This window comes from Faecalibacillus intestinalis (genome assembly GCF_003024685.1).
Lineage (GTDB): Bacteria > Bacillota_I > Bacilli_A > Erysipelotrichales > Coprobacillaceae > Faecalibacillus > Faecalibacillus intestinalis.
In genome coordinates this window covers 91,372-117,850 of the sequence record NZ_PYLQ01000001.1, presented here as the reverse complement: position 1 = coordinate 117,850, position 26,479 = coordinate 91,372, and the positions used below count along the sequence as shown (strand labels likewise).

The following is a 26,479-nucleotide window of genomic DNA, read 5'->3' as shown; positions in this document are numbered from 1 at the left end:
CTTTTTCTTATGCTCTTCCATATTTTATATGATAAAGCGCTTCTAATAATTCAAAAATATAGGTAATCGAAAACTTACCAATCAAAGATAAATGATCTGTTCCTACTTGAATAATCATATCAAATTGCTCTTGATATGGTATATTTTCTACTTGAGTAATACATATTTTATGTGCTCTACTTTTTGCAATCTCTCTTAACATATCTGGATGATCTTGCCAATAACCTCCTGCAATCGAAGAAACAATAATCAAATCATTTCCTGTTAAATCACGAACCACTTCTTTTTGACTTTGTAAAGGATACATTCCTGTACATTTCTTTCCTAAATAGGATAATTCAATTTGTAGTTGCATGGAAACAGATTGGGTAAAAAAGTTACCCGCAAAACAAATTTCATTACTTTGATAAATAAGATCTACCAGTTTTTCTAATTCTTCAAATTCGATCATTTCATAAGTTGATCTTAAGTTTTGTACAATATTTTCAAAATGATCATTAAATAAATCTTTAGTTGTTTTTCCTGCAACTGGTAAAACAGGAAGTTGATGGTCAAATTGCATACGCATTGAATCATGATTAAAATAACGTAAATTCATGGTCACATCCATTTTAAAATCACTGAAGCTTTCATAATTAAGTTTTCGACATAGTCTTGAAATTGTTGCTGTAGAAACAAAACACATTTCTGCAACATCTGTAATATTTAACTCTGGTATTTTATTAATATTTTCTAATATCTTTTTAGCTGCATTTGCATAAACATCATCTACTTTAGCCGTATTAATAAAATTAATTAAATTATAAAAAGCACTACGCATGATTAACCTCACTCATTTTGATTACAAAAACTTTATCATCATCTAAACATATACAATTCAGTTGTCCTCTTTCTCCTAAAGCAAGACCACCATCTATACCTATCTTATTATGAAACTCATCATCATACCAAACATCAAAACTTTTATCTCGATTAATAAAACAAAGTGGTGTATGTCCAAAAATATATGTCTTTTTTAAGTCACATTCACTTAAAAAGAAATAATCTCGAATCCATAAAAGCGTATCTTCTTCTTGATCTTCTAATGAATTTTCGGGATCTATTCCTGCATGTACTAATACATAATCTTTATGATTAACAGTAAGTTCAATATATAAAGGTAAGTTTTTAAGATAATTATAAAGATTTCTCAAAAAGACATTTCTTACAATTGTATAATCACAATGATACAAATTCTTTTTACATAAATAATTTCGAATATTTTCTATTGTTTTTTCTCCACCATTTTGTGCCCATAATTTAAATTCACAACTAGGAAAATCAAAATCATTATGATCAATTGCTTCTTTTAAAGCTTCTTGCATCATATATTCATGATTGCCTTTAAGTAAAGTAATATTATCAAACTTTTGAATATAAAAATAGATATCTAAACTGCAAGGTCCGCGATCACAAATATCTCCAAGTATATAAAGTTGATCATGACTATTAAATTGTATTTTTTCTAACATTCTTTTAAATATTTCAAAATTACCATGAATATCAGAAAGTACATATGTCTTACCTTTCATATTGATCACCTAAAATTATCATAGCACAAAATTAAATAATTTGCTTAAAAAAGAAACAAATTTAAAAAAGATGCCTAAGCATCTTTTCCAATTGTTGCGACCATGACAGCTTTAATTGTATGCATTCTATTTTCAGCTTCATCAAAAACTACAGAATTTTTTGATCTAAAGACTTCATCTTCAACTTCTCGAATATCAATACCTTCTTCATGTTTTGTTTTTGCTACAGTTGTTTCAAAATCATGGAATGAAGGTAAACAATGCATAAATAAAGTCGAATCCTTACCTGTTTTACTCATCATTTCTTGAGTTACTTTATATGGTGATAACATTTCTACTCTTGGTTTATATAAGCTTTCATCTTCCCCCATACTTACCCAAATATCTGTATAAATAACATCAGCTTCTTTAACTGCTTCATCAACATTATCTGTCACTTCAATTGTTCCACCTGATTTTTTAGCTTCTTCTTTACAATAAGCTAAAACTTCTGGATCGATATGTAATGATTTTGGACCTAGACAAACAAAATGCATTCCCATTTTGACTGCTCCATACATCAAACCATAACAAACATTGTTACGAATATCTCCAGTAAAGACAAATTTAATATCTTCTAATGGTTTATCTAAATGTTCTTCGATTGTTAGAAAATCAGCAAGTGTTTGAGTTGGATGATCGACATCTGTTAAACCATTCCATACAGGTACTCCTGAATATTTTGCTAGTGCTTCTACTGTTTCTTGTTTAAATCCTCTAAATTCAATACCATCATACATTCTTCCTAATACTTTTGCTGTATCTTCAATAGATTCTTTTTTCCCCATTTGTGAGTTACTTAAAAATGTCGCATGTCCACCTTCATCTAAAGCAGCCACTTCAAAAGAACATCGTGTTCTTGTTGATGTTTTTTCAAAAATCAAACATACATTTTTCCCTAATAAATGTTGTCCAATTTTTCCCGCTTTTTTATCTACTTTTAATTGATGTGCTAAATCTAATAAGTATTTAATTTCTTCTTTAGAATAATCTTTTAATGTTAAAAAATGTCTATTTTTAAGATTCATAGTAATCCCCCTTTTAATAGTATCTATTCTATCAAATTACTGATATTTCTTCAATATTGATAAATAATTATTATTTTGTTTAAAAATCAAACAATTTATATATAATAAGGAGCGGGGAGAAAATAAAAGATGAGAAAAATTGGATTTAGTAACGAAAAATATATTGAATTACAATCAAAACATATCAAAGAACGTATCAAACAATTTGATAACAAACTTTACTTAGAATTTGGTGGTAAATTATTTGATGACCACCATGCATCTCGTGTTTTACCTGGATTTGAACCAGATAGTAAATTAAAAATGTTATTAGAATTGAAACAAGATGCAGAAATTATTATTGTCATTAACGCCAATGACATTGAAAACAATAAAATGCGTGGTGATTTAGGAATCACTTATGATTTAGAAGTTTTAAGATTGATTGATGCTTTCCAAAACATTGGACTTTATGTTGGAAGTGTTACAATTACACGTTTTGAAAATCAAGTACATGCTATTGCTTTTCAAAAGAAACTAGAAAACTTAGGAATTAAAGTCTTTAGGCATTACCCTATTGCAGGTTATCCAAATGATATTGAAAAAATCGTTTCAGAAGAAGGATTTGGAATCAATGATTACATTGAAACAACAAAACCACTTGTTGTCGTAACAGCACCTGGTCCAGGAAGTGGAAAAATGGCGACTTGTTTATCACAACTTTATCATGAATATACTCATGGTATTAAAGCAGGATATGCGAAGTTTGAAACATTCCCTATTTGGAATATTCCTTTAAAACATCCAGTCAATTTAGCTTATGAAGCAGCAACTGCAGATTTAAATGACGTCAATATGATTGACCCATTCCATTTAGAAGCTTATAACGAAACAACTGTCAACTATAATAGAGATGTTGAAATCTTTCCGGTTTTAGAATCAACATTCAAAAAGATCATGTCAACTTGTCCTTATAAATCACCTACTGATATGGGTGTAAATATGGCTGGAAATGCAATTATTGATGATGAAGCATGTAAAGAAGCAAGTAAACAAGAAATTATTCGTCGTTATTATCAAACAAAACTTGATTTTAAACGTGGTCTTGTTGATAAATCAGCTATTTCTAAAATCGAAGCCATCATGCTTTCTTTAGCTTTAAAAGCTACAGATCGTAAATGTGTCAATCCTGCATTAGAAATCGAAGAACAAACCAATGAACCAGGATTTGCGATTGAACTTAATGATGGACATATTATTACTGGTAAAACAACATCTTTACTTGGAAGTGCTTCAGCATGTTTATTAAATGCATTAAAATATCTTGCCAATATTGATGATGATATTTTGCTTATTGAACCTGAAGTTATTGAACCCGTATCTAAACTAAAAAAAGGAATCTTAAAGAATAAGAATCCTCGTTTACATACAGATGAAGTTTTACTTTCATTATCTATTTCTGCAAATAATAATGAAAATGCTAAAAAAGCTTTATCTTGTATTGAACAATTACAATATTGCGAAGCTCATTCATCTGTTATCTTATCTGAAACTGATATTGATACTTTAAAACGTTTAGGTATCCGTTTAACTTCAGAAGATAAATTCCAATTTAATCGTATATATCAAAAATAAGCCAATTTTGGCTTATTTTTTTAATGTTTTAAACAATAATGTAAATAGTTCTTTATTTCTTGTCTTCTTGCTTCTATTTTTAAATAAATACTCTTTTCTAAGTATTCTATTTCTTTTACATAACAATGTTGATGTAAATATTTAAAATCTTCTCCTTGACTATAAGGAATAGAGAGTTCAAATACTTCATAATCTTTAAAGAGCAGATGTGAGATTTCATCTTCTAATAAATCAAAACCTCTTTTATATTTTGCAGAAATAAAAACATACGGTGATTGTGGTTGAATATAAGCATATTTATTTAAATCAATTTTATTATAAACATAAATCATTGGTGTATTTTCAACCCCTAATGATTTTAAAACCTCATTCGTTGTTTCTACTTGCATTTGATAGTCTTCAAAACTTGTATCTACAACATGTAAAAATAAATCTGCTTCTTTGACTTCTTCTAAAGTAGAGCGAAAAGCTTGAATTAAATGATGTGGCAATCTTTCAATAAAACCAACCGTATCCGTAAGCAAACAATCATGATTTTTCATTTTAATATGTCTTGTGGATGTTTCTAGAGTCGCAAATAACATATCTTTTTCAAAGACTTTCTTTTGTTTATCCTGGCATAAAGTATTCAATAAGGTCGATTTGCCACTATTTGTATAGCCAACTAAAGCAATAACAGGAATTTGATTATTCTTTCTTCTTTGTCTTTGTACTTGTCTTTGTTTGACGATTTCAGCAAGTTCTTTTCGAGAACGGGCAAGCTTTCTTGCAATGATTCTTCGATCAAGTTCAATTTGTTTTTCACCTGAACCCCTAAAACCTGAACCTCCTTGTTGATGAGACATATGTTCTTGCATTCCCACAAGACGTGGTAATAAATACTGATCACGAGCAATTTCTACCTGTAGTTTAGCCTCTTTTGTTTTGGCTCGTTCATCAAATATACGTAAAATTAAATCTGTACGATCTGTTACTTCTGTTTCTAGAAGATCTGTTAAATTCTTTACTTGTAATGGTGTAAGTTCATTATCAAAGATAACCATTTCATCTTGAAGTTTTAATTTAATTTCTTCAATTTTACCTTTACCAATATACGTTGCTGGATTTATTTTTTCTAATTTTTGAATCACCACATCTACCACTTCAATATGACACGCCTCACATAAAGATTTTAATTCTTCTTCATAAAAAGGATTTGTTGATGTTAATACTAAGATTGCTTTCATTCTTTCACCTCTTTAAGTATTCTACCAATTAGGAGACGCTATGAAAAGATATAATGACTATTTTACTTTACTCTTTGTCACATTTTTAACACTTTTTTCTTTTTTTCATATGTCAACAATTGTTGATGTCAGCCATGATGTCATTACCATTGTCTTTAAAAATCTTCTACCCTCTTTACTTCCGTTCATGATTCTTGTTTCACTTTGTTTAAATCTAGGTATTTTAGATATCCTTGCTTATTTTTTACAAATTCCTTTTTATAATTTATTTTCATTGACACCAATGATGTCCTCTCTTTATTTTGTTTCCTTTTTTTGTGGCTATCCAACCAATGTAAAAATCATTAAAGAAGCTTATGAATTAAATTATATTGACCTTGATGAACTTCAACATCTTCTCTCCATTGCTTCTTTTAGTTCCATCTCTTTTATTTTTGTTTCCTTAAACACACCCTATTCTCTTTTAATTTTTATTTGTCACCTTCTACCAAGTCTCATACTTGCCTTATTTTATCACCATCCTCAAAAAAAACTTACCTTTAAACAAGTACGACAAACTCTAAAACAACCACATCTTTCTTTTGTAAAAGCCTTTAAAAAAAGTGTTCTTTCCAGTGTCTATGCTTTCCTCTTTATTTTAGGATATATGTTGATTTTCCAATTTTTTGTTTCTTTTTTACAAGATGTTTTTCCTCAATTTTCTTTTGATTATCTTAAAGGAATTTTAGAATTTAGTAGTGGCTCTTTAAAGATCATTCATCAGTCCAAAAAAATGCTTCCTTTTGTATGTTTCTTTCTCTCTTTTAGTGGTTTTTCCGTTATGATGCAAGCTGATAATCTCTTAGAAGCTATTCCCTATTCTTTTAAAAAATATTTTCTTTCTCGTCTCTATCATGGAATTCTTTCTTTTATTCTTTGTTTACTATTTCTTCAATTTGGATTGATTTGACAGATATATGGTATTTATTTATAATAATAGTAACCATTACTATTAGGAGATACTTATGAAAGAAATTAAGATTAGATACTCTAAACAAAGAGAACTCATTTTCAACAATTTAAAACATAGATATGATCACCCTACTGCAGAAATGATTTATCAGGACTTAAAAGTAGATTATCCCCATTTAAGCTTAGGAACAGTATATCGTAATTTAAATCAACTTGTTGAAACAAAACAAATCAAGAAACTCGATTTAGGAGATACCATGGTTCACTATGATGGCAATATTCAACCACATATGCACTTTATGTGTAACTGTTGCCAAACAATCTATGATCTTGATAATAATGATGAAAAAATTATTAAACAATTTGAAAAAACGTACAAGCATCATATTGATGTTATTGATATCAATATGTCAGGTATCTGTGAAAAATGCTTAGAAAAAAAGGCAGCTTAATTGCTGTCTTTTAATTCACTTTAGATGGATTATAAACACTTGGTCTTTTTAAAGTTTTAACTAGTATATCACTTTGTTGCTTATTTAAATCTATTGCATCAATATGATAATAATATTGACTTGCTGCTTGAATCCCATAATTTCCTTCACCTAAATAAGTAATATTTAAATACATCTCTAATATTTCATCTTTACTATACATTTTTTCTAAATCCCTAGCGATAAAGACCTCCGCAAATTTACGGGAAAGATCTTTTTCAAAGGAAAGACATAGATTTTTTGAGAGCTGTTGAGTAATGGTCGATCCACCCTCTTTAAAAGAAAAGGTTGTAAGGTTTGTCAACATCGCACGTGCTAAACCATAATAATCTACAGGACCATGTTGATAAAAACGTCGATCTTCGCTTTCTAATACCGCTTCTTTATATATCGGTGAAATTTGATCAAGCGTGACATAATCTTCTTTACTCTTTAGTTGATGGACTCTTTCAGATAAAGATTGTTCTTGGATTTTATCTTGGTAAATTTGATAGCCTAAATAACCATAGTATCCACAAAAACCAGTAATAATAACTAATAATATTATAATCATTTTAAAAAGTAATTTTTTCATAGAATGCTCCTTATGTTATAATCTCAAAGAGGTGAATTTATGTCTTTTATTTATAATTTTTTTCTTTTATATCCCTATTGGTTTATAAAAACAATCATCCATTGGATTTTACAATTTTATAAAAATATTTTTTGTTTACATATCAATGAAAATAAAATTGATCAACTTTCTGGTTTTGAATTTGAATTACTCGTTCAAAAACTTTTGATTAAAAGCGGTTATCATGATGTAAAAATCACTCAAACAAGTGGTGATTATGGAATTGATATTCTTGCAAAAAAGAAGCATGTTTTTTATGGATTTCAATGTAAAAGATATCAAAAAAATATTGGTGTCAGCGCTATTCAACAAGCATATGGTGGTATTTCTTACTATCATTTAGATCGAGCAATCGTTATTACCAATTCTTATTTTACAGAAGCCGCTTATCAATTAGCTGCTATCAATGATATTTTATTAATTGATCGTCAAAAGCTTTTAAAAATGCTTAAAAAATCCAAATTTTTTTCAAGTCAGATTCCTTTTTATTGTTATATTGTTGATATCTTCATTATTGGCCTTTTTTACTATATATACTTACAATTGCGTGATCTTATTTATTTGAGTCTCTGTCTTTTTCATCTTCTTTTACTTATTTATATGTTTTTTAAAACATTACGTTATAAAAAATATAATCAAATTAAAGAGTATACGATTCATGATTATCAATAGCTAGAATCGTTTTTTGATAATGTTGATAGATTTTATAACAAATAAATGCACTGAATAAAACAATAAAAACAATCGACATAAAACAATGCATAAAAAAGTTTTCAGGCAAAATATTAATAATTGGATCTAAACGAGGATTAAAAAGCCAATAATCATTACTAAACACCAATTGATGAAACATCACAAATAAACAATCAAAATCAATAAAAGCAAAGAAGCCTAAAATCAAAGGAATGACAATCGTTAAAATGGCTGTCAATTTAAAAAAGCGATATTCTTTTTGTTTAATTTGTCTATAAACCAAATAAGAAGTTGTACAAAAAGTAAGCAAACATACTATTTGAATCATTTCAAAAATGCGTTTCACTTCTTCAAAATGAATACGTCCACCTTTTGACATGATAAAATCTTTAAAAACAAGTTTTCCTTGATAAAAGATAGATTGATAATGTATTAAGATTTGATAATTTTCTTTAATTTGTTGATATGTATAATGTGTATTTTCAACAAGTTTTAAATGATGAATATCAAAATAATAAAGTGGTTTAAAAAAGACAACAAAAACAACAGAAAAAGAAATGATAAATAGCATGAAAGATATACTTGTCAGTATATCTTTTTTACTATAAGTCATATAAAAATTCTTCACCTTTTTGAACTTCTACTTTAGAAAGGTTTGGATAATCTTGTTGTCTTAAAACTTCATAAATCGTAAGCGCTGCACAGTTAGATAAATTAAGACTTCTTACTTTATCTGACATTGGAATACGTACACAACGATCTAAATTTTCTTTTAAAATTTCTTTAGGAATTCCATCATGTTCATGTCCAAAGAATAAATAATGTTCCTTAGAACTATCACTATAATCTTGATCCGTATAACAAAGTTTTGAATAACGTGTAAAGAAATGATATTCTCCTGGGTTTTTAGCTTTGAATTCTTCATAAGATTCATAAACATGTAAATCTAGATCTTTAATATAATCAAGTCCTGCTCTTTTCATTTTTTTATCATCTAATTCAAATGACATTGGTTTAATAATATGAAGTGATGTGTTGGTTGCAACACATGTTCTCATGATATTTCCAGTATTTTGAGGAATCGCTGGATGTACTAATACAATATGGTTCATTTTTTTCTCCTTCTATAATTCTTTTAAAATCGTATATAATTTTTTGAGCGCTTTAGCTCGATGTGAGTACTTATTTTTTTCTTCTAAAGTCATCTCTGCACTTGTTTTTTGACAAGGTGGGAAATAGAAAATTGGATCATAGCCAAAACCATTGACCCCGGCAATATGATCATGAATTTCACCTTCAAATGTTTCTTGAATCAAGATAGGTTCTTGATCTGGAATACATAAAGCTAGAGCACACACAAAGCGGCATGTTCTTTCTTTACCTTCAATTGCATCAATGATTGCTTGATTGATAATTGGATAAGGGGTATCTTTTCCTAAAAAGCGAGCAGAATAGATTCCTGGAAGCTTTCCAAAAGCATCGATTTCAATGCCACTATCATCCGCTAAAACAATTTTATGTAAATCATCAGCAACATATTTCGCTTTAATCAAAGCATTTTCTTTAAATGTTTTTCCATCTTCAACAATATCTGGAACATCATCATAAACATCTTTTAAAGATTTGACTTCAATATTTAAATCCTTTAACATTGCTTGAATTTCTTTGACTTTTCCTTGATTGGTTGTCGCCACTATGAGTTCTTTCATATTTTCATCTCTCTTTCTTTGTATGTATTTTAGCATTTTTTGTATCATAGTTCACTTATTTTCTTTATAATATAACTAGGAGGTTTACTATGATTAAAAGATTAATTGTAAATGCAGATGATTATGGTTTATCTGAAGGTGTTTGTTTGGGTATTTTAAAAGCGCATAGAGATGGTATTTTAACTTCAACTACTTGTATGATGAATATGGAAAACATTGAAAAATATTTAGAAATGACAAAAGACTATCCAAATTTAGGCTTAGGTGTTCATTTGAATATTACAGTAGGAAAACCTTTAACAAATGTAAGTTTTGTTGATGAAAAAGGAAATTTTAAATCAAGAGATACTTATACAAATAGAGAAGCTATCGTATCTCAAGAAGAGCTTTATCAAGAATGGAAAGCTCAAATTGAAAAATTTATTAAAATCATGGGCCATAAACCAACCCATCTAGATTCTCATCATCATGTTCATTTACTTAATAGTAATATTGATGTTGCATTAAAGCTAGCTCATGAATATGATTTACCTATTCGTCAAGAAACATACTTACAAAAAGATTTTGAACCTGTTTATTTTGAAGAACTATTCTATAACCAAGATGCTACATTTGAAATGATTGATACTATTTTACATAAAGATGTTAAAAATTATGAATTAATGTGTCATCCTGCAATGATTGATTGGAAACTTTATCAAATATCTTCTTATAATTTAAGACGCGCTCATGAATTAGATATTATATGTAGCCAAAAAGCAAAAGAAATGACAAAAAAGATTGAACTCATTAATTATCAAGACATAAAAAAAATCTAGCAATTAGCTAGATTTTTTTAGGTCTAATCATTAAATAAATTGGTAATCCAAGTAAAATACTTCCACCTATAATATTTCCTAAAGTTGAAAGTAACATATGTAACCACACACCACTCCAAGAAATTTCTGTACCAAGAGCTGTAAAAGTCATCGAAAATGTTCCCATATTGGCAATACTATGTTCAAATCCTGGTAAAACAAAAGTCATAACAATAATCATCATAATAAATGTTTTAGCTGTTTCTTCCTTTAGCTTCATTCCTACAAATGCTGCTGCACAAACAATGAAATTACATAAGATTCCTTTAATAAAAAGTTCTAAATAATCAAAATTTAACTTATTAGAAACAACACTTGCAAGATATTGATTCATTGCTTCATGATTAACACCACTTTTAATAAATAAAAAACAAATCAGCGCAATGCCTACAAAGTTTCCTATATAACAAATCCCCCACATTGGTATAAGATCAATAAATCTTAACCTTTTATGATAAACAGGAAACATCGTGGTAAAACAATTTCCTGTAAACAATTCTGAACCAAGTAAAACAATAATTACAAGTCCAATTCCAAAAGCTCCTGCAAAAGCAATTTTAGATGCAATTATATGATGATCAATTAATAACACTGCTAAAGTATAAGATAAAATAGTAGCAAGTCCTAAATAAAGCCCTGCAACGATACTTCTCATAAAAAAACAAAATGGATCATTTTTTGCCATCTCATATTTTGTCATTCCTGCTTTTTCCAATAATTCAAAGTCCATAAAATTTCCTCCGTTTCTTACAATAACATAATTTCAAAATATTAGAAACCCCTTTCATTGTTTCTTTTTTACTTTCATGTTATTTTATATATGAGGTGATTATATGTTTCAACATATCATTCAAGAATTAATAACAAAAGCAATTACTCAACAAACAGAAAAAATCATTGAAAAGAAAACTAAGAAACAAATAAAAAAAGAAGAAGTTTATTTCCAAAAACCTCATCTTTTTATCTCTAATTACTATCAAGCCTATGCTTTTTTATTAACTCTTCCTTTTTTATTAATAATTTTAACTCTTTGTATGATTATTCAATTTAAAAATAATCACTTAGATATGGTCATTATTTGTGTTCTTTTAATTCTTTTACTTATCACTGTTACCTATAAACAAAATCATAAAAAATTAATGATTGCTTATTGGCAAGATATTCTTATTATTTATAACGCTAAGGGCACTCAACTTATTCAAATACCCGCTTATTACTTAAAACAAGCTATCATAAAACCCAATAAACTCATTATCCCTTATCATCAAGAAACTTGGGTTATTCAAATAAACAAACATGATAATTTAAAAGAAGTTGAAGAAATGCTTACGTATTTCCAACTTCTTTAAATCAATTTTCATATTCATCTTGCTGTCTAACTTCATCTAATAAAATTTGTTTTCCACATCTTTTAAATTTCCAATATTCTACAAAAACACCATCATAACTTTCAATCACTTGATTTTGTTGGTCTATTGTTACATCATTCATTTTTCCTTCAATATATACCCAAAAATAATCTTCATTATCATTCTCACTATCATATAAATTAACTACATTTTGTTTAAGAAGATGAATATGACTTAATTCATTTCTCTTCCCCTGAAATTCATTCCAATTTATCTTAGCCTCCCAAGCATCATATAAATTCTCTGTCAAATATTTTTTTAGTGTCTTTAAATCTTGACGCCCCCAAGCTTCTTGTATTAAATAATAACTCTTTTTTACCTCTTCTTTGATTCTTTTTTCATTCCAAAAATCATCTTGATCATCTAAAATAGCTAATTGCTTTTTGGCTCTTTGATGAAGCTTATTAGCTTTATATCTTCTTTGAAAAGCATATACCCCATAAATCGTTCCTATCAATAAACCTACTGAAACAATCGAACTTACTGGATTATATGAACGACGTCCATAATAATAATGATCATGATAATATGAAGGTGAACTACTACTTGAAGAACTTCCTCCACCTCCACTACTTCCCGAGCCACTGCCACCACCAGCTCTAGCATAACAATTTCCTGTAAGTAAACATATCATAATTAGAAATGTTGAAATGATGATTCTTTTTTTCATACGTAACCTCCGTTTGATTTATTATAACATATCATTGACATCTAGAAAAAGAAGTATAAAATATAGTTTGAATTCAAACTATATAGGAGGCAACTATGTTAGAAGATAAATTTTATCATCAATTACTTAAATGTTTTAATCAACAAAAAAGATGGATTAATCAACAAACAAATCAAATTGATGTCTTACCTGGGCAAAGTAAGTTTTTACTTTGTTTAAAAGAATATGGTCCTTTATCTCCTAAAGAATTAGGTAATCATTGTTGTATTGATAAATCGACAACCACTACTTTATTAAATAAAATGGAAAAAATGAATTATATTGAAAAGAAAACTCAAAACCAGGATAAACGTTCTATTCAAATTCATTTAACCAAACGAGGTTATGAAAAAGCATTACAAGTTGAAAAAATATCTAATGAAAGTGAACAATTATTTCTATCAACACTTTCTAAAGAAGATCAAGTAAAAATTATACAACTACTTAAACAAATCAATTTATTTATGGAAGGAGAACTTAATAATGGAAACACAAAATAACTTTGCGATAGGAAGTATTCCTAAACATATTATGTCTATAGCTGGACCAATGATTGTCGCTCAACTAATAAATGTTTTATATAATGTTATTGATCGTATTTATATTGGACGTATTCCTCATGTAGCGACCCTTGCTATGGGTGGTCTAGGAATTTGTTTACCAATTATTTCCATTGTCATGGCTTTTGCTAATCTCTTTGGTATGGGTGGTTCTCCTTTATGTTCGATTGCTAGAGGTCAAGGTAAAAATGATGACGCTGAAGAAATCATGGGGAATTCTTTTGCGTTGCTTGTCATTTTTGGAATTATTTTGACCATTATTAGTTTTATCTTTAAAGAAGATATTTTATGGGCTTTTGGTGCCAGTAAACATACCATTAGTTATGCTTTAGACTATCTATCAATTTATTTAATTGGAACGATTTTTGTTTTAGTCAGTCTAGGAATGAATAGTTTTATTAATAGTCAAGGATTTGCGAAAGTAGGAATGATGACTGTTCTTATTGGCGCTGTTTTAAATATCGTTTTAGATCCTTTATTTATCTTTGTATTACATATGAATGTTAAAGGAGCTGCTATAGCAACTGTGATTTCTCAAGGAATTTCTGCTTTATGGACCTTACAGTTTTTAACAGGAAAACAAACTATTTTAAAACTTAGAAAAAAATATTTTAAACTTAATTTCTATTATGTCAAACGTATTTTTTCACTAGGAACTGCTGGTTTTATGATGGGTATTACCAATTCGATTGTAACTATTGTTTGTAATTCTACGCTACAAGCTTATGGTGGAGATCTTTATATCGCCATCATGACTATTATTAACTCCATTCGTGAAATTGCTCAACTTCCTGGACAAGGAATGGCTAATGCTTGTCAACCTGTTTTAGGATACAATTATGGAGCCAAAGAATATAAACGTGTTTTATCAGGAATTAAATTTGTTACTATCGTTGCTTTTTTAATGATGTTTGTTATTTGGCTAGCAATTACCCTATTCCCTGAATTTTTCATTCAAATCTTTACGCATAATCAAAAAATAATAACTCATGGTATTACTTCTTTACATCTTTATTTCTTTGGATTCTTTATGATGACTTTTCAAATGGTCGGACAATCAACTGCCGTTGGTTTAGGAAAATCAAAACAAGCCATCTTCTTTTCTATCTTTAGAAAAGTAATCATTGTTGCACCTTTAACTGTTATCTTACCAAAATTTATTGGCATCAATGGTGTCTTTATCGCTGAAGCAATCAGTAATTTCATTGGTGGTGGCGCTTGTTATATTACAATGTGGTTGACTATTGGTAGAAAACTTCAACAAAAATGTAAGGAGACTGTATGAATACTCCAAAATTAGAAACAAATAGACTTATTTTAAGAAAATTTAATGAACATGATTTAAAAAGCATTTTATGACATCTTTTCTGACAAGGAAGTTAATCTTTATCTTCCTTGGTTTCCTGTAAAGAATTTAAAAGAAGCAAAAGACTTTTATCAAGAAAAATACGCTTCTATTTATCAAAAAGAACAAAGATATGCTTACGCTATTTGTTTAAAAGAAAATAATCTTCCTATTGATTATGTCAATATTGATTTAGATGATAGTCATGATTTAAGTTATGGTTTAAAAAAGAATATTGGCATCAAGGAATTGTTAGTGAAGCCGTTGAAGCTGTTATTCAACAAGCAAAAAAGGATAATCTTTGTTATTTGACTGCAACCCATGATATTAAAAATATTCATAGTGGAAATGTCATGAAAAAGGTTGATATGCATTATTGTTATTCTTATAAGGAACAATGGATGCCTAAAAACAGACCTGTTATTTTTAGAATGTATCAAATAAATCTTGATGGAAAGAAACGGATTTATCAAAAATATTGGAATCAATATGAACATTTTATTGAAGAAAACATATAAAGGACAAGTTATTTAAAACCTGTCCTTTTTCCTATATAACAATTAACTTGTTGATAATATTGAAGGTATTGTTCTTTGAATTCTTGTTTTAAAAAAGGCTCTTCAACATATTTAATTTGAAGATGAAACATCATCATTGCAAGCAATGAAATAATCAATAAAATTGTATTAAAAAACATTAAACACATCCCTAGATAAATAAGATCAAAACCTAGAAAGGCTGGATTACGACTAATTTGGTAAATACCATTTGTAATCAAATCTGTTTTTTCTTCATAGCTCACTCCTGCACGCCAACTATCTTTCATTGTTAAAACAGAAGCAATAAAAACAATATCTCCTATGATTCCTAAAAATATTCCCATGATGCGAATTATCAATGGAAAAGTCATTGTATTTAAATAAATACTTAGTATTTCTATGATAAAAGTAGCTATCGTTGTTCCTTTCATCATTATTTCTATCTTCTTTTGAATTCCTTGTTTTCCTTTCCCCATATGATCTGTTTGAATTCCTTGTTTTCTTTGTTGAAACATCTTTATAAAATAACAAAGATAAAAGACAAGCAAAATCATATATCCTACTATTTGCATCTTAATTCCTTCTTCTACTTATTAAATCTATAATGATCATCACGACACCATATAAAACACCAGCTATTGCCCAAATAATCCAACTATATTGTATTTGTCCATTACCATTTTCACCAAAAGTATAATAAAGAAAAATAGCAGTAACAACAAGCCAATAGATGGTACTTATTTTTGATTTTAAAGCATTTTTCTTTTTTTGTTCAGGTGTATAATCCCCTGTTTGTAAAATCTTATCTAAAGCATTTTGATAAGTTCCTGCTAAAACAAGAAAAAAACAACCAATACTTACAAACAATAAAAGAAAACAAACAGCAATACTTTCTAAAAATTCATAATTTAAAAAGATAAAAATAGGTAAAACTGATAAAATACATAGAGCAATGCCTAGAATTTGATAACGGTGATAGTGATCTTGATAAGCTTCTTTTTCTTTAACTGCGTATTCTTTTACACTATTTTCAAGAGAAAAATCTTCTTTTTCTAAAAAATCATATTTTTTAACTTTAAAAGCACATAAACAAAATAAGATAACTGCTATCGTTATACAAATAATTAAAAAACTAAGACCTATACTTATTGCTAAATTTTCTGCCATATGAAATCGTTGGTACTGACATAGCGTTGTAAAACCAATTAATGGAATAGGTGAAATCACACATAAAAAGGTTGCAAAGGCAATTTTTAAAGATGATTGTTTTCTAATCTTTAAATATTCTTGTACTTGTGTCAAAGATAAATAAATTCCTGTTTGAATGTTCCCTTCATTTTCCTGATCTAATAATAGATAATCTGTCGTTACATGAAAGAGTTGGCTAAGTTGAATAATTTTATCGGTATCAGGCATCGATTGACCTGACTCCCATTTTGAAACAGCTTGTCTTGAGATTTGAAGATGGTTAGCCAATTCTTCTTGTGACCACCCTTCTTTTTTTCTTAACATCATTATTTTTTCTGATAAATTCATAACTTCCCTCCTGTTTCTATCTTAGAACAATTATTCAAAAAGTACTACCAACTCTACTTTTCGTTTTGTCAACTATCAGTTGACATTTAGATATTTGTTTTAAAAAAGCTTATAATTCCTACAACAATTAATAAAACAAAGGCAAAATAAAGCAAACCACATGAGACCATCACCATTAAAGTAATCGGCAATAAAATAATCGTTAAAACAAATTTTGAAAGTCCCCAAGCTGCCTTTAAGCCAAAGAAAAATAATTTTCCAAAAATGTAAAACATCAAAATCATAAATAAAAAATAGAACATTTTAATCTCCTCTTATCCTAAAAAAACATCCATTAACATCATGATCACAAAACCACTCAAAACACCAAAAGTTCCGACATGACTATGTTTACCAAGTTGTGCTTCTGGAATGAGTTCTTCTACTACAACATACATCATCGCTCCTGCAGCAAAGGATAAACAAATAGGTAATATTGTTTGCATAATATGAATTGTAAAACCAGCAATAACTCCTGCAATGGGTTCAACAATCCCTGAAAGACTTCCATAAACAAAAGCCTTTGTACGTGACATTCCTTCCTGTTTTAAAGGAAGAGAAATAGCTGCTCCTTCAGGTAAGTTTTGAAGTCCAATTCCAAGAGCTAAAGCAAGTGCAGAAGCAAATGTAATACTTGAATTACTTGCAGCAATCGCAAAAGTCAAACCTACCGCAAATCCTTCAGGAATATTATGTAAAGTGACTGCTAAAACAAGCATCGTATTTTTCCCCAACATACTTTTAGGTCCTTCAGGCTTGTCTTCATTTAAGTGTTGATGAGGAATCACATGATCTAAAAAAAGCAAGAATAAGGCTCCAATGATAAATCCTCCACCTAAAATAAGGGCACTATTTTGACCATTGGCTTCCGCCATTTCCATGGAAGGAATCAATAAAGACCAAACAGAGGCCGCAATCATAATTCCTGCCGCAAATCCTAAAAAAAGTTGTTGATAAAAATCTTTGATTTCATCTTTAAAGAAAAAAACCAACGCACTTCCTAAAGTAGTCATTAAAAATGTAAATAAGGTTCCAAGTAATGGATAAAGTATTGTATTCATAAATCCCCCTTCTTCTTTTATTATAAAGATTTTGAATATTTTGCATAATGATATGCTAAAATAATTATGTTTTTGTTATAATAAGGACAAATGGAGGAATTTTATGAAAGATGGATATATAAGAGTTGCCAGTGCATCAATTGATACACTTATTGGCAATGTTAAACATAATGCTAACGAAATTAAAAAGGTCTTAAAAGAAACAAGAGAAAAGAAAGCACAAGTGATTGTTTTTCCTGAACTTGTTTTAAGTGGTTATACTTTAGAAGATTTATTTTTACAAAATCGTCTTTTAAATGAATGTCTTGTTCAATTAGAAGAAATTATGCATGATACAAAAGGACACCAACAAATTGTCGTTATTGGTTTACCTTTTCATTATCAAAATAATTTATATAATGTATCTGCTGTTTTATATGATGGAAATATTTTAGGAATTGTTCCTAAATATCATATTCCAAATTATAATGAATATTACGAAGGCAGACGTTTTACACCTTGTTTTGAAGATAATATTGAAATTGAGCTTTTTGGACAAATTGTTTTATTTGGTCGTAAAGTAGTTTTTGCTTGTCAAAATTTACCAAGTTTTACATTAGGTGTAGAAATTTGTGAAGATTTATGGCTTCCAAATGCGCCAAGTAATGAACTTGCTTTAAATGGAGCAACGGTCATTTGCAATACATCTGCCAGCAATGAATTAACTGCTAAAAAAGATTATCGAAGAAACCTTGTTTCAATGCAATCAGCAAAACTTGTTTCAGGATATGTTTATAGTAATGCAGGAAGTGGAGAAAGTACAACCGATGTAGTTTTCTCTGGGCATCATTTAATTTGTGAAAATGGAACGATTATTAATGAAAGTACTGGTTTTGATGCTGAAGTGATTTATGGTGATTTAGATGTTGAAAAACTTATTAGTGAAAGAAGAAAGATGACAACTTATCAATCTCATCATGAATATGACTATGTTTACTTTGATATGGATTTGATTGATATTGAAACAAATCATTATTATGATCCTCATCCTTTTGTTCCAAGTAATCCTGCACTTCGTGAATTACGTTGTAAAGAAGTCTTTGAAATTCAAACAAGAGGTTTAATGCAAAGATTAAAAGCTACTCATATAAATAAAGTCGTAATTGGTATTTCAGGTGGCTTAGATTCAACACTTGCACTCCTTGTTTGTGTCATGGCATTTGAAAAATTAGGTTATGATAAAAAGAATATTTATGCAATTACCATGCCTTGTTTTGGAACAACATCACGTACAAAAAATAACGCTTTAGGTCTCATGGAAGAACTTGGAGTGACAAGTCAAACTGTCAATATTGCTAAAGTTGTAAGAATGCAATTTAAAAATATTGATCAAGATGAAAATGTACATGATGTTACTTATGAAAATGTTCAAGCCCGTGAACGTACTGAAATCTTAATGAATAAAGCAAATCAAATTGGTGGACTTGTCATTGGAACAGGTGATTTAAGCGAAGTTGCTTTAGGTTGGTCAACTTATAATGGTGATCATATGTCCATGTACGCTGTCAATGTTTCAGTTCCTAAAACACTTGTACGCTATCTTGTAGACTATGTTTCTTCTCTTTATAAAGGTCAAGTTCTTGAAACAATTTTACAAGATGTTTTAGATACACCTGTATCTCCTGAACTTCTTCCTCAAGAAGATGATAAAATTGTTCAAAAAACAGAAGATATCGTTGGTCCTTATGAACTCCATGATTTCTTTATTTATCATATGGTACGTTTTGGTGATGAACCTCGTAAACTTTATAAAAAGACAAAACTTGCCTTCAAAGATAAATATGATAAAGATACAATTAAAAAATGGTTACGTTTATTCTACTGGCGTTTCTTTAGTCAACAATTTAAACGTAGTTGTATCCCCGATGGTCCAAAAGTTGGATCTGTCGCTTTATCACCTCGTGGTGATTGGCGTATGCCAAGTGATGCCAATGTTCAAATATGGCTTGATGAAGTCGAAAGAATTTAGAACTGCTTGCAGTTCTTTTTTTATTAACTCCTTATTTTATCCTTTTAATAATAGTTTTCACTAAATATTTAAATCCATCTATGATAAAATAAAGCAAGAGGTGACATTATGCATATTTATAACTCAAATCACTATAGTTCAGCAATGAAACAAATCATAAATGATTGTTTACACTCTGCAAAAGAAAATCCTTTTGCTATTCATTACGTCATTGTTGATGATCCTAAATATTACGAAGAAATTTTCTTAAAACATACAGATACCATTTTTAATATTGAACTCATGACATTATCGTCGTTTTATCAAAAGCTTCTACAAATATATCATCAAGATTTTAGAAAAAAAACAGATATTCAAAATCTTTTAGAAATTATTAAAATGAATAAAGAAGATACCTCTTCTTTATTTCATTTAAGCGCTAATCATGTTTTAACAGCTAAACAAATATTAGATATTTTTAAAAATTTCTATCTTTATAATATTCAAAAAACAACAAAAGAGTTACCAGATTTATCAAAAGAAAAAATTAAAACACTTTTCAATTTATATCATCAATTTGATCAAACTCATTTTTTAGAACATGATCTTATTTATTCACTTATTGATGAAAAGTGCCACAATTATTATTATTTTCTAACAAATCAAATAACAATTCCTAAAAATCAAGCACTTATTCAAAAGCTTGATCAATATGGTCATGTTTTTATTTATCAAGATACAAAAGAAAATGAAATTCTTGATTATACAGGTTACGTCACAAATCATTTATTTGATTCATCACATACAAAAAGTGACTTTGAACATCCTTATCAAATCTTAAAAGCATCAACGATTCAAGAAGAAGTCAAACAAATTATTTTTGATATTAATACATTACTTAAAGAAAATGCTTTACGTGATTTTGTGATTTATTACCCAAATGATGATTATTATCGTCATCTTTGTCGTATTTTAGATCAATTTAACCTTGCATATAATCGAAAAGAAACAATCACTAATCAAGCTTTTCAAGTCGTTAATATGCTTTTACAATATTGCCTAAGTAAAGATGAAACATATCTTTTAGATGCAATCAGTTCTTTATATTTATTAAATTTTCAAGATCATCAATATGTATCTTATTTAAAAAATTTATATACTTTACAAGGTTTTATTGATGATGAAAATTATCTAGTATTAAAAAAAGCAGTTTTAAATATTCAAGGTCATGATTTATCATCCTATTCTTTATCTTTGATTGATTTTATTGAACACTCTTTTTGTAAAAATGAACTTGTTTATGCTTTACTTTCAAGTTTAAAACTTGAAGGAACTGAACCTCTTTCTTTAAAAGAATATTTAAGTTTACTTCAAGAAATGTTTTCTAAAAAAACACATTCTCTTAAGGAAAGCTATGACAGTCTTTATTTACTTAATTACAATCAACCTTACAGTGAACTCTTACAAGCAAAATATGTTTATTGTTTAGGTTTAAATGAAACAATTATTCCTCAAGAATTTAAAAATACCAATTTACTTTTAAATCAAGAAGCACTTGCATTAAAGTATCCTACAACCTATGATGCACTAAATAAACATCAAAATACTTTAAGACACCTTTTTTCTTGTCATCATCAAAAAATCATTTTAAGTTATGCATTAAGAGATTTAAATGGTGGAGATTTGGTTGTTTCATCGATTATTCAAAAATTAACGAAATTATTTACGATACCAACTTTTAAAAAACATATACTTATTCATCCTTCATTAAAAGAAGATTATTATTTAAAAGGACATCAAGATGATTCATTATCTGTTTTAAATCATCATCTATTGGTTTACAAACAATCCCATCATCAAGTATTACCAATGCATATCAATCATCAACATAATCCTCTTTCCGCAAGTAAATTAGAGGTCTATAACCAATGCCCTTATAAATACTATCTACAATATATATTAAAAGTAGATTCTATAAATAATTCTTTAATACAAAGTAATGAAATCGGTACTTTAGTTCATTATGTTTTAGAAAAAAATCATCATTATTTCAATAACTATCAAGCTAAAAACTTTGATTCCTTAAAAGAAGATATTCATTTAAGTATTCAAAACTATTTAAAGACTCATATGTTAAAGAAATATGCTTTGAAAAAAAATCAATTCTTTTTAAAACTGATTGAAGATGATTTATATAATACAATTATTGTTCTAGCAAAACAGATGCAACATGGTTTATTTGAACTCTCTGCTTGTGAAGAAAGAGTTTATGATAAGATCCAAGATATTGAACTTAAAGGTTTTATTGATCGTGTAGATTTATATCAAAATTATTTAAAAGTCATTGATTATAAATCTTCGAATAAAGAATTGAATTTAGAACTAGCACGTTTAGGATTTAATATGCAAATGTTGATTTATTTAGAAATGTTATCAAAGAATAAAAACTATGATAAAGGCGCTGTTTTGTATTTTAATACAAAGAAAAGGATATTAAAAAGTGAGATTTCTATTTTAGAAAAACAAGATCCTGAAAATTTTTTTAAACTTTATAAAATGGACGGCTATAGTGTAGATGACACTTATTTAGAAATTGATCATGAAATAGAACAAGAAAGTGATATTATCAAGATCAAACTTAAAAAAGATGGTAGTCCTTATAGTAACGCTAAAATTATTTCTCATGATGAATTAGATACCCTTTTACAAGAAATCACTTTACACATTCAAAGTCTTTACCAACAAATGATTACTGGAGATATTCGTATTTATCCAACACGTAGTGATAATCCAAACATTGATATGCATATTAATCCTTGTCGTTTTTGTCATTATAAAGCCATTTGTAATTATGATATTTTTTATAATGAAGATCATCAAATTGAATTAGGAGGTCAAAATGAAGAAAGATAAAAGTTTAAATGATGAACAAAATCTCGCTGTTTATAGTCGTGGAAGTTCTATTTTAGTTTCAGCACCTGCTGGCTCTGGAAAAACAAAAATTCTTGTTAATCGTATGATGTCTTTAATTGAAGATGATCATGTAAGTGTAGATTCTTTACTTGTTTTAACTTTTACGAAAGCAGCTGCTTTAGAAATGAAACAAAGACTCGTAGAAAGTTTAAATAAAAGAATTCATGTTGTTGATGATTCTTTAAAAGTACATTTAGAAAAACAAAAGATATTATTAAATGATGCTTATATTACAAATTTCCATTCTTTTTGTAGTGATTTATTAAGTCAATATGGCTATACAATTCATTTGGATTCTAAATTTGAAATTCTTGAAAATCCTACTTTAATTAAAGAAAATATTTTAAATCAATGTCTTGAAAAATGGGTTCAAGAAAAAGAATTTTATGATTTTTATCAAGAAAATTATACTGGTTATCAATTTAATTCTTTTAAAGAAATTCTTTTTCAATTAGATAATTTATCACATACTGTATATCATTTTGATGATTATTTAGATCAAGTGAAAATAAAACTTTATGATCGTGTCATCAACGATCAAACAATTGAAGATACGCCTTTTGAAAAACCATTAAAAAAATTATTACACGAAGCTTTTCAAGAAGCCTATGATAGTTATTTAAAGCTTGAAGATTATTGTCAAACATATGGTTTAGGTTTTTACTTTGAAGAAACAAAGAAATTACCTGCACCACATACTGTTTTAGAAAATTATTTTCAAAATTTAAAAGAATGTATTAATCAAGGAAAATATTTTTCAATGGGTATAGAAATTGAAAAACATCGTGCAGCTAGTTATAAAGATGTTGATGATTCAATCAAAGAAACATATAAATCCTTATTAGATCAAACTAAAAACACTTTTAGTAAAGCTTATCAAAAATGTATGCCTTCTTCGATTGAAGAATTAAGTGAGGTTTTAAAAGTTTCTTATCGCCATTTAGAAATCTATTTAAAATATCTTAAAGAATTTCAAAAAAAATACCAAGCTTATAAAAAATCTCTTTCTTATTTAGATTTTAATGACCTTGAACAATATACCCTTCAATTATTAAGTGAAAATCAAGGAGTTGCTCAAACTCTTTATCAACAATTTCATGAAATTATGATTGATGAATACCAAGATACAAATGAAATTCAAGAAAATTTGATTTTATTAATTTCTCGTTTTCAAGAACCTGAAATTAATCGTTTTATGGTTGGGGATATGAAACAATCGATTTATCGTTTTAGAAAAGCAGATTTAGATATTTTTAATGAAAAATATCTCACTTATGGTCTTGAAGATAATAATCAAAGAATCGATTTAAAATTCAATTATCGTTCAAATAAAATTGTTTTAGATAGTATTAACTATATCTTTAATGCGATTATGGATCGTCGTTATGGTGGTTTGGAATACGACAATGATCCTCATGCCCAACTAAATTACGACTTTTTACGAAAAGAAAAATGTGATACTGATGAAAAATTACAAAAAGCCATGTTACGTTACGATCAAGAAAAACGTTTCGATAGTGAAATCATGCTGGTTTTAAAACCCGAAGATGAAACAGTGGATATGATTGAATATGAAGCAAAAATGATTGGTAAAAAAATTCATGAGATGGTTGGTCATCTTGAACTTGATTTTTATACTGGAAATCGTTTAGCAAAGTATCAAGATGTTGTTGTTTTGATGAGAAATGTTGCTAATTTTATAACTTATAAAAAGGTCTTTGATGCTATTTCTATTCCTAATTTAATTGTTCTTACTAAAGGATTTTTTGAAAGTAATGAAATTTTAGATTGTGTTTACTTTTTAAAAGCATTAGATAATTGTTTAGATGATTTGGCACTTATTTCATTACTTAAAGGAAATTATAAAAAAACACGCTTTGATGAAAACTGGCTTTACCTTCATAAAATAGAAAATACATCTATGTATGATTCTTTAAAACAAGCAGCCGATCAAGAAGCGATTGATTTTTTAAACTATTATCATGAAATGCAAGAATTTGCTAGAAATCATCCAGTATATGAAGTTTTAGAAAAATTTATTAAAGAAAACGAATACGATCTATTTATCAGTTCTCTTTATAATGGTAAACAACGCTATGCCAATGTTCAACTTTTAATTGAAATGTTGAAAGCAGATGAAGGTCTTTCTTTATATCAAATCGTTCATAAATTTGAACAAACAATGACTTTAGGAATTGATTATAAACCTGCTACTCTTTCAAGTGATGGTGATGCTGTTACTTTTATGACGATCCATCAATCAAAGGGACTTGAATTTCCTATCGTAATCGTTAATCAAATGAACCATCAATTTAATTTTTCTGATGGAAAAGCACCTTTAATTCAAGATAAAAATTTAGGAATCATTTTAAATCCTCATCAAAAACAAAATTTAGGAGATTTTCAAAATGTCCTTATTGAATATCCACATCCTTTACGTGGTATCTTTTCAACAGTTCTTGATAATGAAACCATTAATGAAGAAATGCGTATTCTTTATGTAGCTCTTACAAGAGCATCTCAAAAGTTGGTTTTAACGGGTGGTTTAAAAGAGATTAATATGATTGAAAAATGGCAAAAGCAAGTCATTGATTACGCGCTGGATGCTTCATGTCATCTTTTACCTGCAACGATTCGTAAATCAAATCAAATGTTGAATTGGATCATGCTTGCTTTAATACGTCATCCTGATTTTATTCAACAATGTATTGATTTATCATTATTTGATGAAAAAATTAAAAATTATTATGATTTGGATCAAGTAAAAAATAACGCTTTACAATTAAAACTTTATCAAGAAAACACGATGCAACTTAATACCTGTCATTCTAAATTTCATACATCAATTATTGATGTTCATACAATTGATGAATATATCTATCCAACAAGTCAAATAGAAAATAATGATCGAGAACTTTATTTAAAAAATAGTCAATTTAATTATCAAAACAAAGCACCTTTTGATAAAACAGTAGCAGTTACTTCTATTATTGATGATGGAAATCGTTTTTTTGAAAGAGATGATGAAGAAAATGAATCATTAATGAAAGCAACTGATCGAGGAACTCTTGTTCATTTATTTTTAGAATTGTATCCTTTAGATAAAGAATTAAATTTTGAAGAGTGTTTTCAAAATATTATACAAAGATCTTTATTTAATGAAGAAGCGAGAACTCTTTTAAATCAATATAAGGTTCATTTAGAAAGCTTTATTGAAAGTGATATTTATCAATTGATGTTAAAAAGCTCATATTGTTATAAAGAAAAAGAATTTTCATTTTTAAATGAAAATAAACAAATTATTCATGGTATTTTTGACGTTTTATGTATTAACGAAGATAAAATAACAATCATTGATTATAAGACAGATACATTAGCTAAAAATAGTTCTGATGAACTCTTAAAAGAACTTCATCAAGGTCAAATGTATTATTATAAAAAGATTATGAAGCAAATATTTCCAAATAAAGAAGTGGAAGCTATTGTTTATTATTTACACATTCATCGTTATGTTACACTTTAGGAGGTT

At 28.0% G+C, this 26,479-nt stretch carries 25 protein-coding genes and 1 pseudogene; 12 read left to right on the top strand and 14 right to left on the bottom strand.

What is annotated here, in order from left to right:
• Positions 1-7: 7 nt before the first annotated feature.
• The 3 genes from C7U54_RS00600 to argF form a co-directional block, all read right to left on the bottom strand.
• Positions 8-820, bottom strand: a complete 813-nt coding sequence (locus C7U54_RS00600) for a MurR/RpiR family transcriptional regulator (protein ID WP_107028921.1) — start codon at positions 818-820, stop codon at positions 8-10.
• Positions 813-1,571: a metallophosphoesterase gene (locus C7U54_RS00595; protein ID WP_107028920.1), complete on the bottom strand. Its 759-nt coding sequence runs from the start codon at positions 1,569-1,571 to the stop codon at positions 813-815. The genes C7U54_RS00600 and C7U54_RS00595 overlap by 8 nt, the downstream gene beginning before the upstream one ends.
• A 74-nt stretch (positions 1,572-1,645) precedes the next feature.
• Positions 1,646-2,638 carry an ornithine carbamoyltransferase gene (gene argF, locus C7U54_RS00590; protein WP_107028919.1) on the bottom strand — a complete coding sequence of 331 codons (993 nt, stop codon included), beginning with the start codon at positions 2,636-2,638 and terminating at the stop codon, positions 1,646-1,648.
• A 129-nt stretch (positions 2,639-2,767) separates the two neighbouring features.
• Here argF and C7U54_RS00585 point away from each other — a divergent pair, with 129 nt between their 5' ends.
• Positions 2,768-4,252 carry a DUF1846 domain-containing protein gene (locus tag C7U54_RS00585; protein WP_022002874.1) on the top strand — a complete coding sequence of 495 codons (1,485 nt, stop codon included), beginning with the start codon at positions 2,768-2,770 and terminating at the stop codon, positions 4,250-4,252.
• A gap of 20 nt (positions 4,253-4,272) precedes the next feature.
• Here the strand turns inward: C7U54_RS00585 and hflX are convergent, their stop codons facing one another.
• A complete protein-coding gene (gene hflX / locus C7U54_RS00580) occupies positions 4,273-5,478 on the bottom strand; it encodes a GTPase HflX (protein WP_022002875.1) in 1,206 nt (401 codons plus the stop codon).
• A 40-nt stretch (positions 5,479-5,518) separates the two neighbouring features.
• Between hflX and C7U54_RS00575 the strand changes: the two genes are divergently transcribed.
• Together C7U54_RS00575 and C7U54_RS00570 are read left to right on the top strand one after the other, a co-directional pair.
• Positions 5,519-6,427 (top strand): hypothetical protein, encoded by a 909-nt coding sequence (locus C7U54_RS00575; protein ID WP_022002876.1) that lies wholly within the window; start codon positions 5,519-5,521, stop codon positions 6,425-6,427.
• A 55-nt stretch (positions 6,428-6,482) separates the two neighbouring features.
• Positions 6,483-6,881 (top strand): Fur family transcriptional regulator, encoded by a 399-nt coding sequence (locus C7U54_RS00570; RefSeq protein ID WP_107028918.1) that lies wholly within the window; start codon positions 6,483-6,485, stop codon positions 6,879-6,881.
• Positions 6,882-6,891: 10 nt separating this feature from the next.
• On the opposite strand, the gene C7U54_RS00565 is transcribed toward C7U54_RS00570, so the two are convergent.
• Positions 6,892-7,494, bottom strand: coding sequence for a biosynthetic peptidoglycan transglycosylase (locus C7U54_RS00565; RefSeq protein WP_107028917.1), 603 nt, complete (start codon positions 7,492-7,494; stop codon positions 6,892-6,894).
• Between the two features lie 39 nt (positions 7,495-7,533).
• Between C7U54_RS00565 and C7U54_RS00560 the strand changes: the two genes are divergently transcribed.
• Positions 7,534-8,205 (top strand): restriction endonuclease, encoded by a 672-nt coding sequence (locus C7U54_RS00560; protein WP_107028916.1) that lies wholly within the window; start codon positions 7,534-7,536, stop codon positions 8,203-8,205.
• Here the strand turns inward: C7U54_RS00560 and C7U54_RS00555 are convergent.
• From C7U54_RS00555 to rdgB, 3 genes are read right to left on the bottom strand one after another with little or no spacing between them, the layout of a single operon-like run.
• Positions 8,174-8,839 (bottom strand): TIGR01906 family membrane protein, encoded by a 666-nt coding sequence (locus C7U54_RS00555; RefSeq protein WP_107028915.1) that lies wholly within the window; start codon positions 8,837-8,839, stop codon positions 8,174-8,176. The two genes, C7U54_RS00560 and C7U54_RS00555, sit on opposite strands and share 32 nt — an antisense overlap.
• A complete protein-coding gene (locus tag C7U54_RS00550; RefSeq protein ID WP_022002881.1) occupies positions 8,829-9,338 on the bottom strand; it encodes a tRNA (cytidine(34)-2'-O)-methyltransferase in 510 nt (169 codons plus the stop codon). The genes C7U54_RS00555 and C7U54_RS00550 overlap by 11 nt, the downstream gene beginning before the upstream one ends.
• Positions 9,339-9,350: 12 nt before the next feature.
• On the bottom strand, positions 9,351-9,935 hold the full coding sequence (gene rdgB / locus C7U54_RS00545) for an RdgB/HAM1 family non-canonical purine NTP pyrophosphatase (RefSeq protein WP_022002882.1): 585 nt from the start codon (positions 9,933-9,935) through the stop codon (positions 9,351-9,353).
• Positions 9,936-10,024: 89 nt separating this feature from the next.
• On the opposite strand from rdgB, the gene chbG reads away from it, so the two are divergent.
• Positions 10,025-10,753 carry a chitin disaccharide deacetylase gene (gene chbG / locus C7U54_RS00540; RefSeq protein WP_107028914.1) on the top strand — a complete coding sequence of 243 codons (729 nt, stop codon included), beginning with the start codon at positions 10,025-10,027 and terminating at the stop codon, positions 10,751-10,753.
• Between the two features lie 7 nt (positions 10,754-10,760).
• On the opposite strand, the gene C7U54_RS00535 is transcribed toward chbG, so the two are convergent.
• The gene (locus tag C7U54_RS00535) at positions 10,761-11,522 is read right to left on the bottom strand and encodes a formate/nitrite transporter family protein (protein ID WP_107028913.1); all 762 of its coding nucleotides are present in this window, start codon (positions 11,520-11,522) and stop codon (positions 10,761-10,763) included.
• A 103-nt stretch (positions 11,523-11,625) separates the two neighbouring features.
• On the opposite strand from C7U54_RS00535, the gene C7U54_RS00530 reads away from it, so the two are divergent.
• The gene (locus C7U54_RS00530) at positions 11,626-12,141 is read left to right on the top strand and encodes a hypothetical protein (RefSeq protein WP_022002885.1); all 516 of its coding nucleotides are present in this window, start codon (positions 11,626-11,628) and stop codon (positions 12,139-12,141) included.
• 1 nt (position 12,142) lies between these two features.
• Here C7U54_RS00530 and C7U54_RS00525 read toward each other — a convergent pair whose 3' ends face one another.
• The gene (locus tag C7U54_RS00525) at positions 12,143-12,871 is read right to left on the bottom strand and encodes a Tim44 domain-containing protein (protein ID WP_107028912.1); all 729 of its coding nucleotides are present in this window, start codon (positions 12,869-12,871) and stop codon (positions 12,143-12,145) included.
• Positions 12,872-12,966: 95 nt separating this feature from the next.
• Here C7U54_RS00525 and C7U54_RS00520 point away from each other — a divergent pair, with 95 nt between their 5' ends.
• The 3 genes and pseudogenes from C7U54_RS00520 to C7U54_RS15345 form a co-directional block, all read left to right on the top strand.
• Entirely contained in the window at positions 12,967-13,410 is a 444-nt protein-coding gene (locus C7U54_RS00520; protein WP_022002887.1) for a MarR family winged helix-turn-helix transcriptional regulator, read from the top strand.
• Positions 13,394-14,755, top strand: coding sequence for an MATE family efflux transporter (locus C7U54_RS00515; RefSeq protein WP_193448594.1), 1,362 nt, complete (start codon positions 13,394-13,396; stop codon positions 14,753-14,755). Before C7U54_RS00520 ends, C7U54_RS00515 begins: the two co-directional genes overlap by 17 nt.
• Positions 14,756-15,039: 284 nt before the next feature.
• Positions 15,040-15,333, top strand: a pseudogene (locus C7U54_RS15345) (GNAT family N-acetyltransferase); the annotation flags it as partial.
• Positions 15,334-15,341: 8 nt separating this feature from the next.
• On the opposite strand, the gene C7U54_RS00505 reads toward C7U54_RS15345, so the two are convergent.
• The 4 genes from C7U54_RS00505 to C7U54_RS00490 form a co-directional block, all read right to left on the bottom strand.
• Positions 15,342-15,926 (bottom strand): methyltransferase family protein, encoded by a 585-nt coding sequence (locus C7U54_RS00505; protein ID WP_199588412.1) that lies wholly within the window; start codon positions 15,924-15,926, stop codon positions 15,342-15,344.
• A 1-nt stretch (position 15,927) separates the two neighbouring features.
• Positions 15,928-16,890 carry a helix-turn-helix domain-containing protein gene (locus tag C7U54_RS00500; RefSeq protein WP_107028909.1) on the bottom strand — a complete coding sequence of 321 codons (963 nt, stop codon included), beginning with the start codon at positions 16,888-16,890 and terminating at the stop codon, positions 15,928-15,930.
• 86 nt (positions 16,891-16,976) lie between these two features.
• A complete protein-coding gene (locus tag C7U54_RS00495; protein WP_022002891.1) occupies positions 16,977-17,192 on the bottom strand; it encodes a hypothetical protein in 216 nt (71 codons plus the stop codon).
• A gap of 12 nt (positions 17,193-17,204) precedes the next feature.
• The gene (locus C7U54_RS00490) at positions 17,205-17,990 is read right to left on the bottom strand and encodes a ZIP family metal transporter (protein WP_022002892.1); all 786 of its coding nucleotides are present in this window, start codon (positions 17,988-17,990) and stop codon (positions 17,205-17,207) included.
• Between the two features lie 103 nt (positions 17,991-18,093).
• On the opposite strand from C7U54_RS00490, the gene C7U54_RS00485 reads away from it, so the two are divergent.
• The 3 genes from C7U54_RS00485 (at position 18,094) to C7U54_RS00475 (ending at position 26,473) form a co-directional block, all read left to right on the top strand.
• Complete coding sequence (locus C7U54_RS00485; RefSeq protein ID WP_107028908.1) at positions 18,094-19,998, top strand: NAD(+) synthase; 1,905 nt, start codon at positions 18,094-18,096, stop codon at positions 19,996-19,998.
• 108 nt (positions 19,999-20,106) lie between these two features.
• The gene (locus tag C7U54_RS00480; RefSeq protein ID WP_107028907.1) at positions 20,107-22,890 is read left to right on the top strand and encodes a PD-(D/E)XK nuclease family protein; all 2,784 of its coding nucleotides are present in this window, start codon (positions 20,107-20,109) and stop codon (positions 22,888-22,890) included.
• Entirely contained in the window at positions 22,877-26,473 is a 3,597-nt protein-coding gene (locus C7U54_RS00475) for a UvrD-helicase domain-containing protein (RefSeq protein ID WP_107028906.1), read from the top strand. Before C7U54_RS00480 ends, C7U54_RS00475 begins: the two co-directional genes overlap by 14 nt.
• Positions 26,474-26,479: the final 6 nt, after the last annotated feature.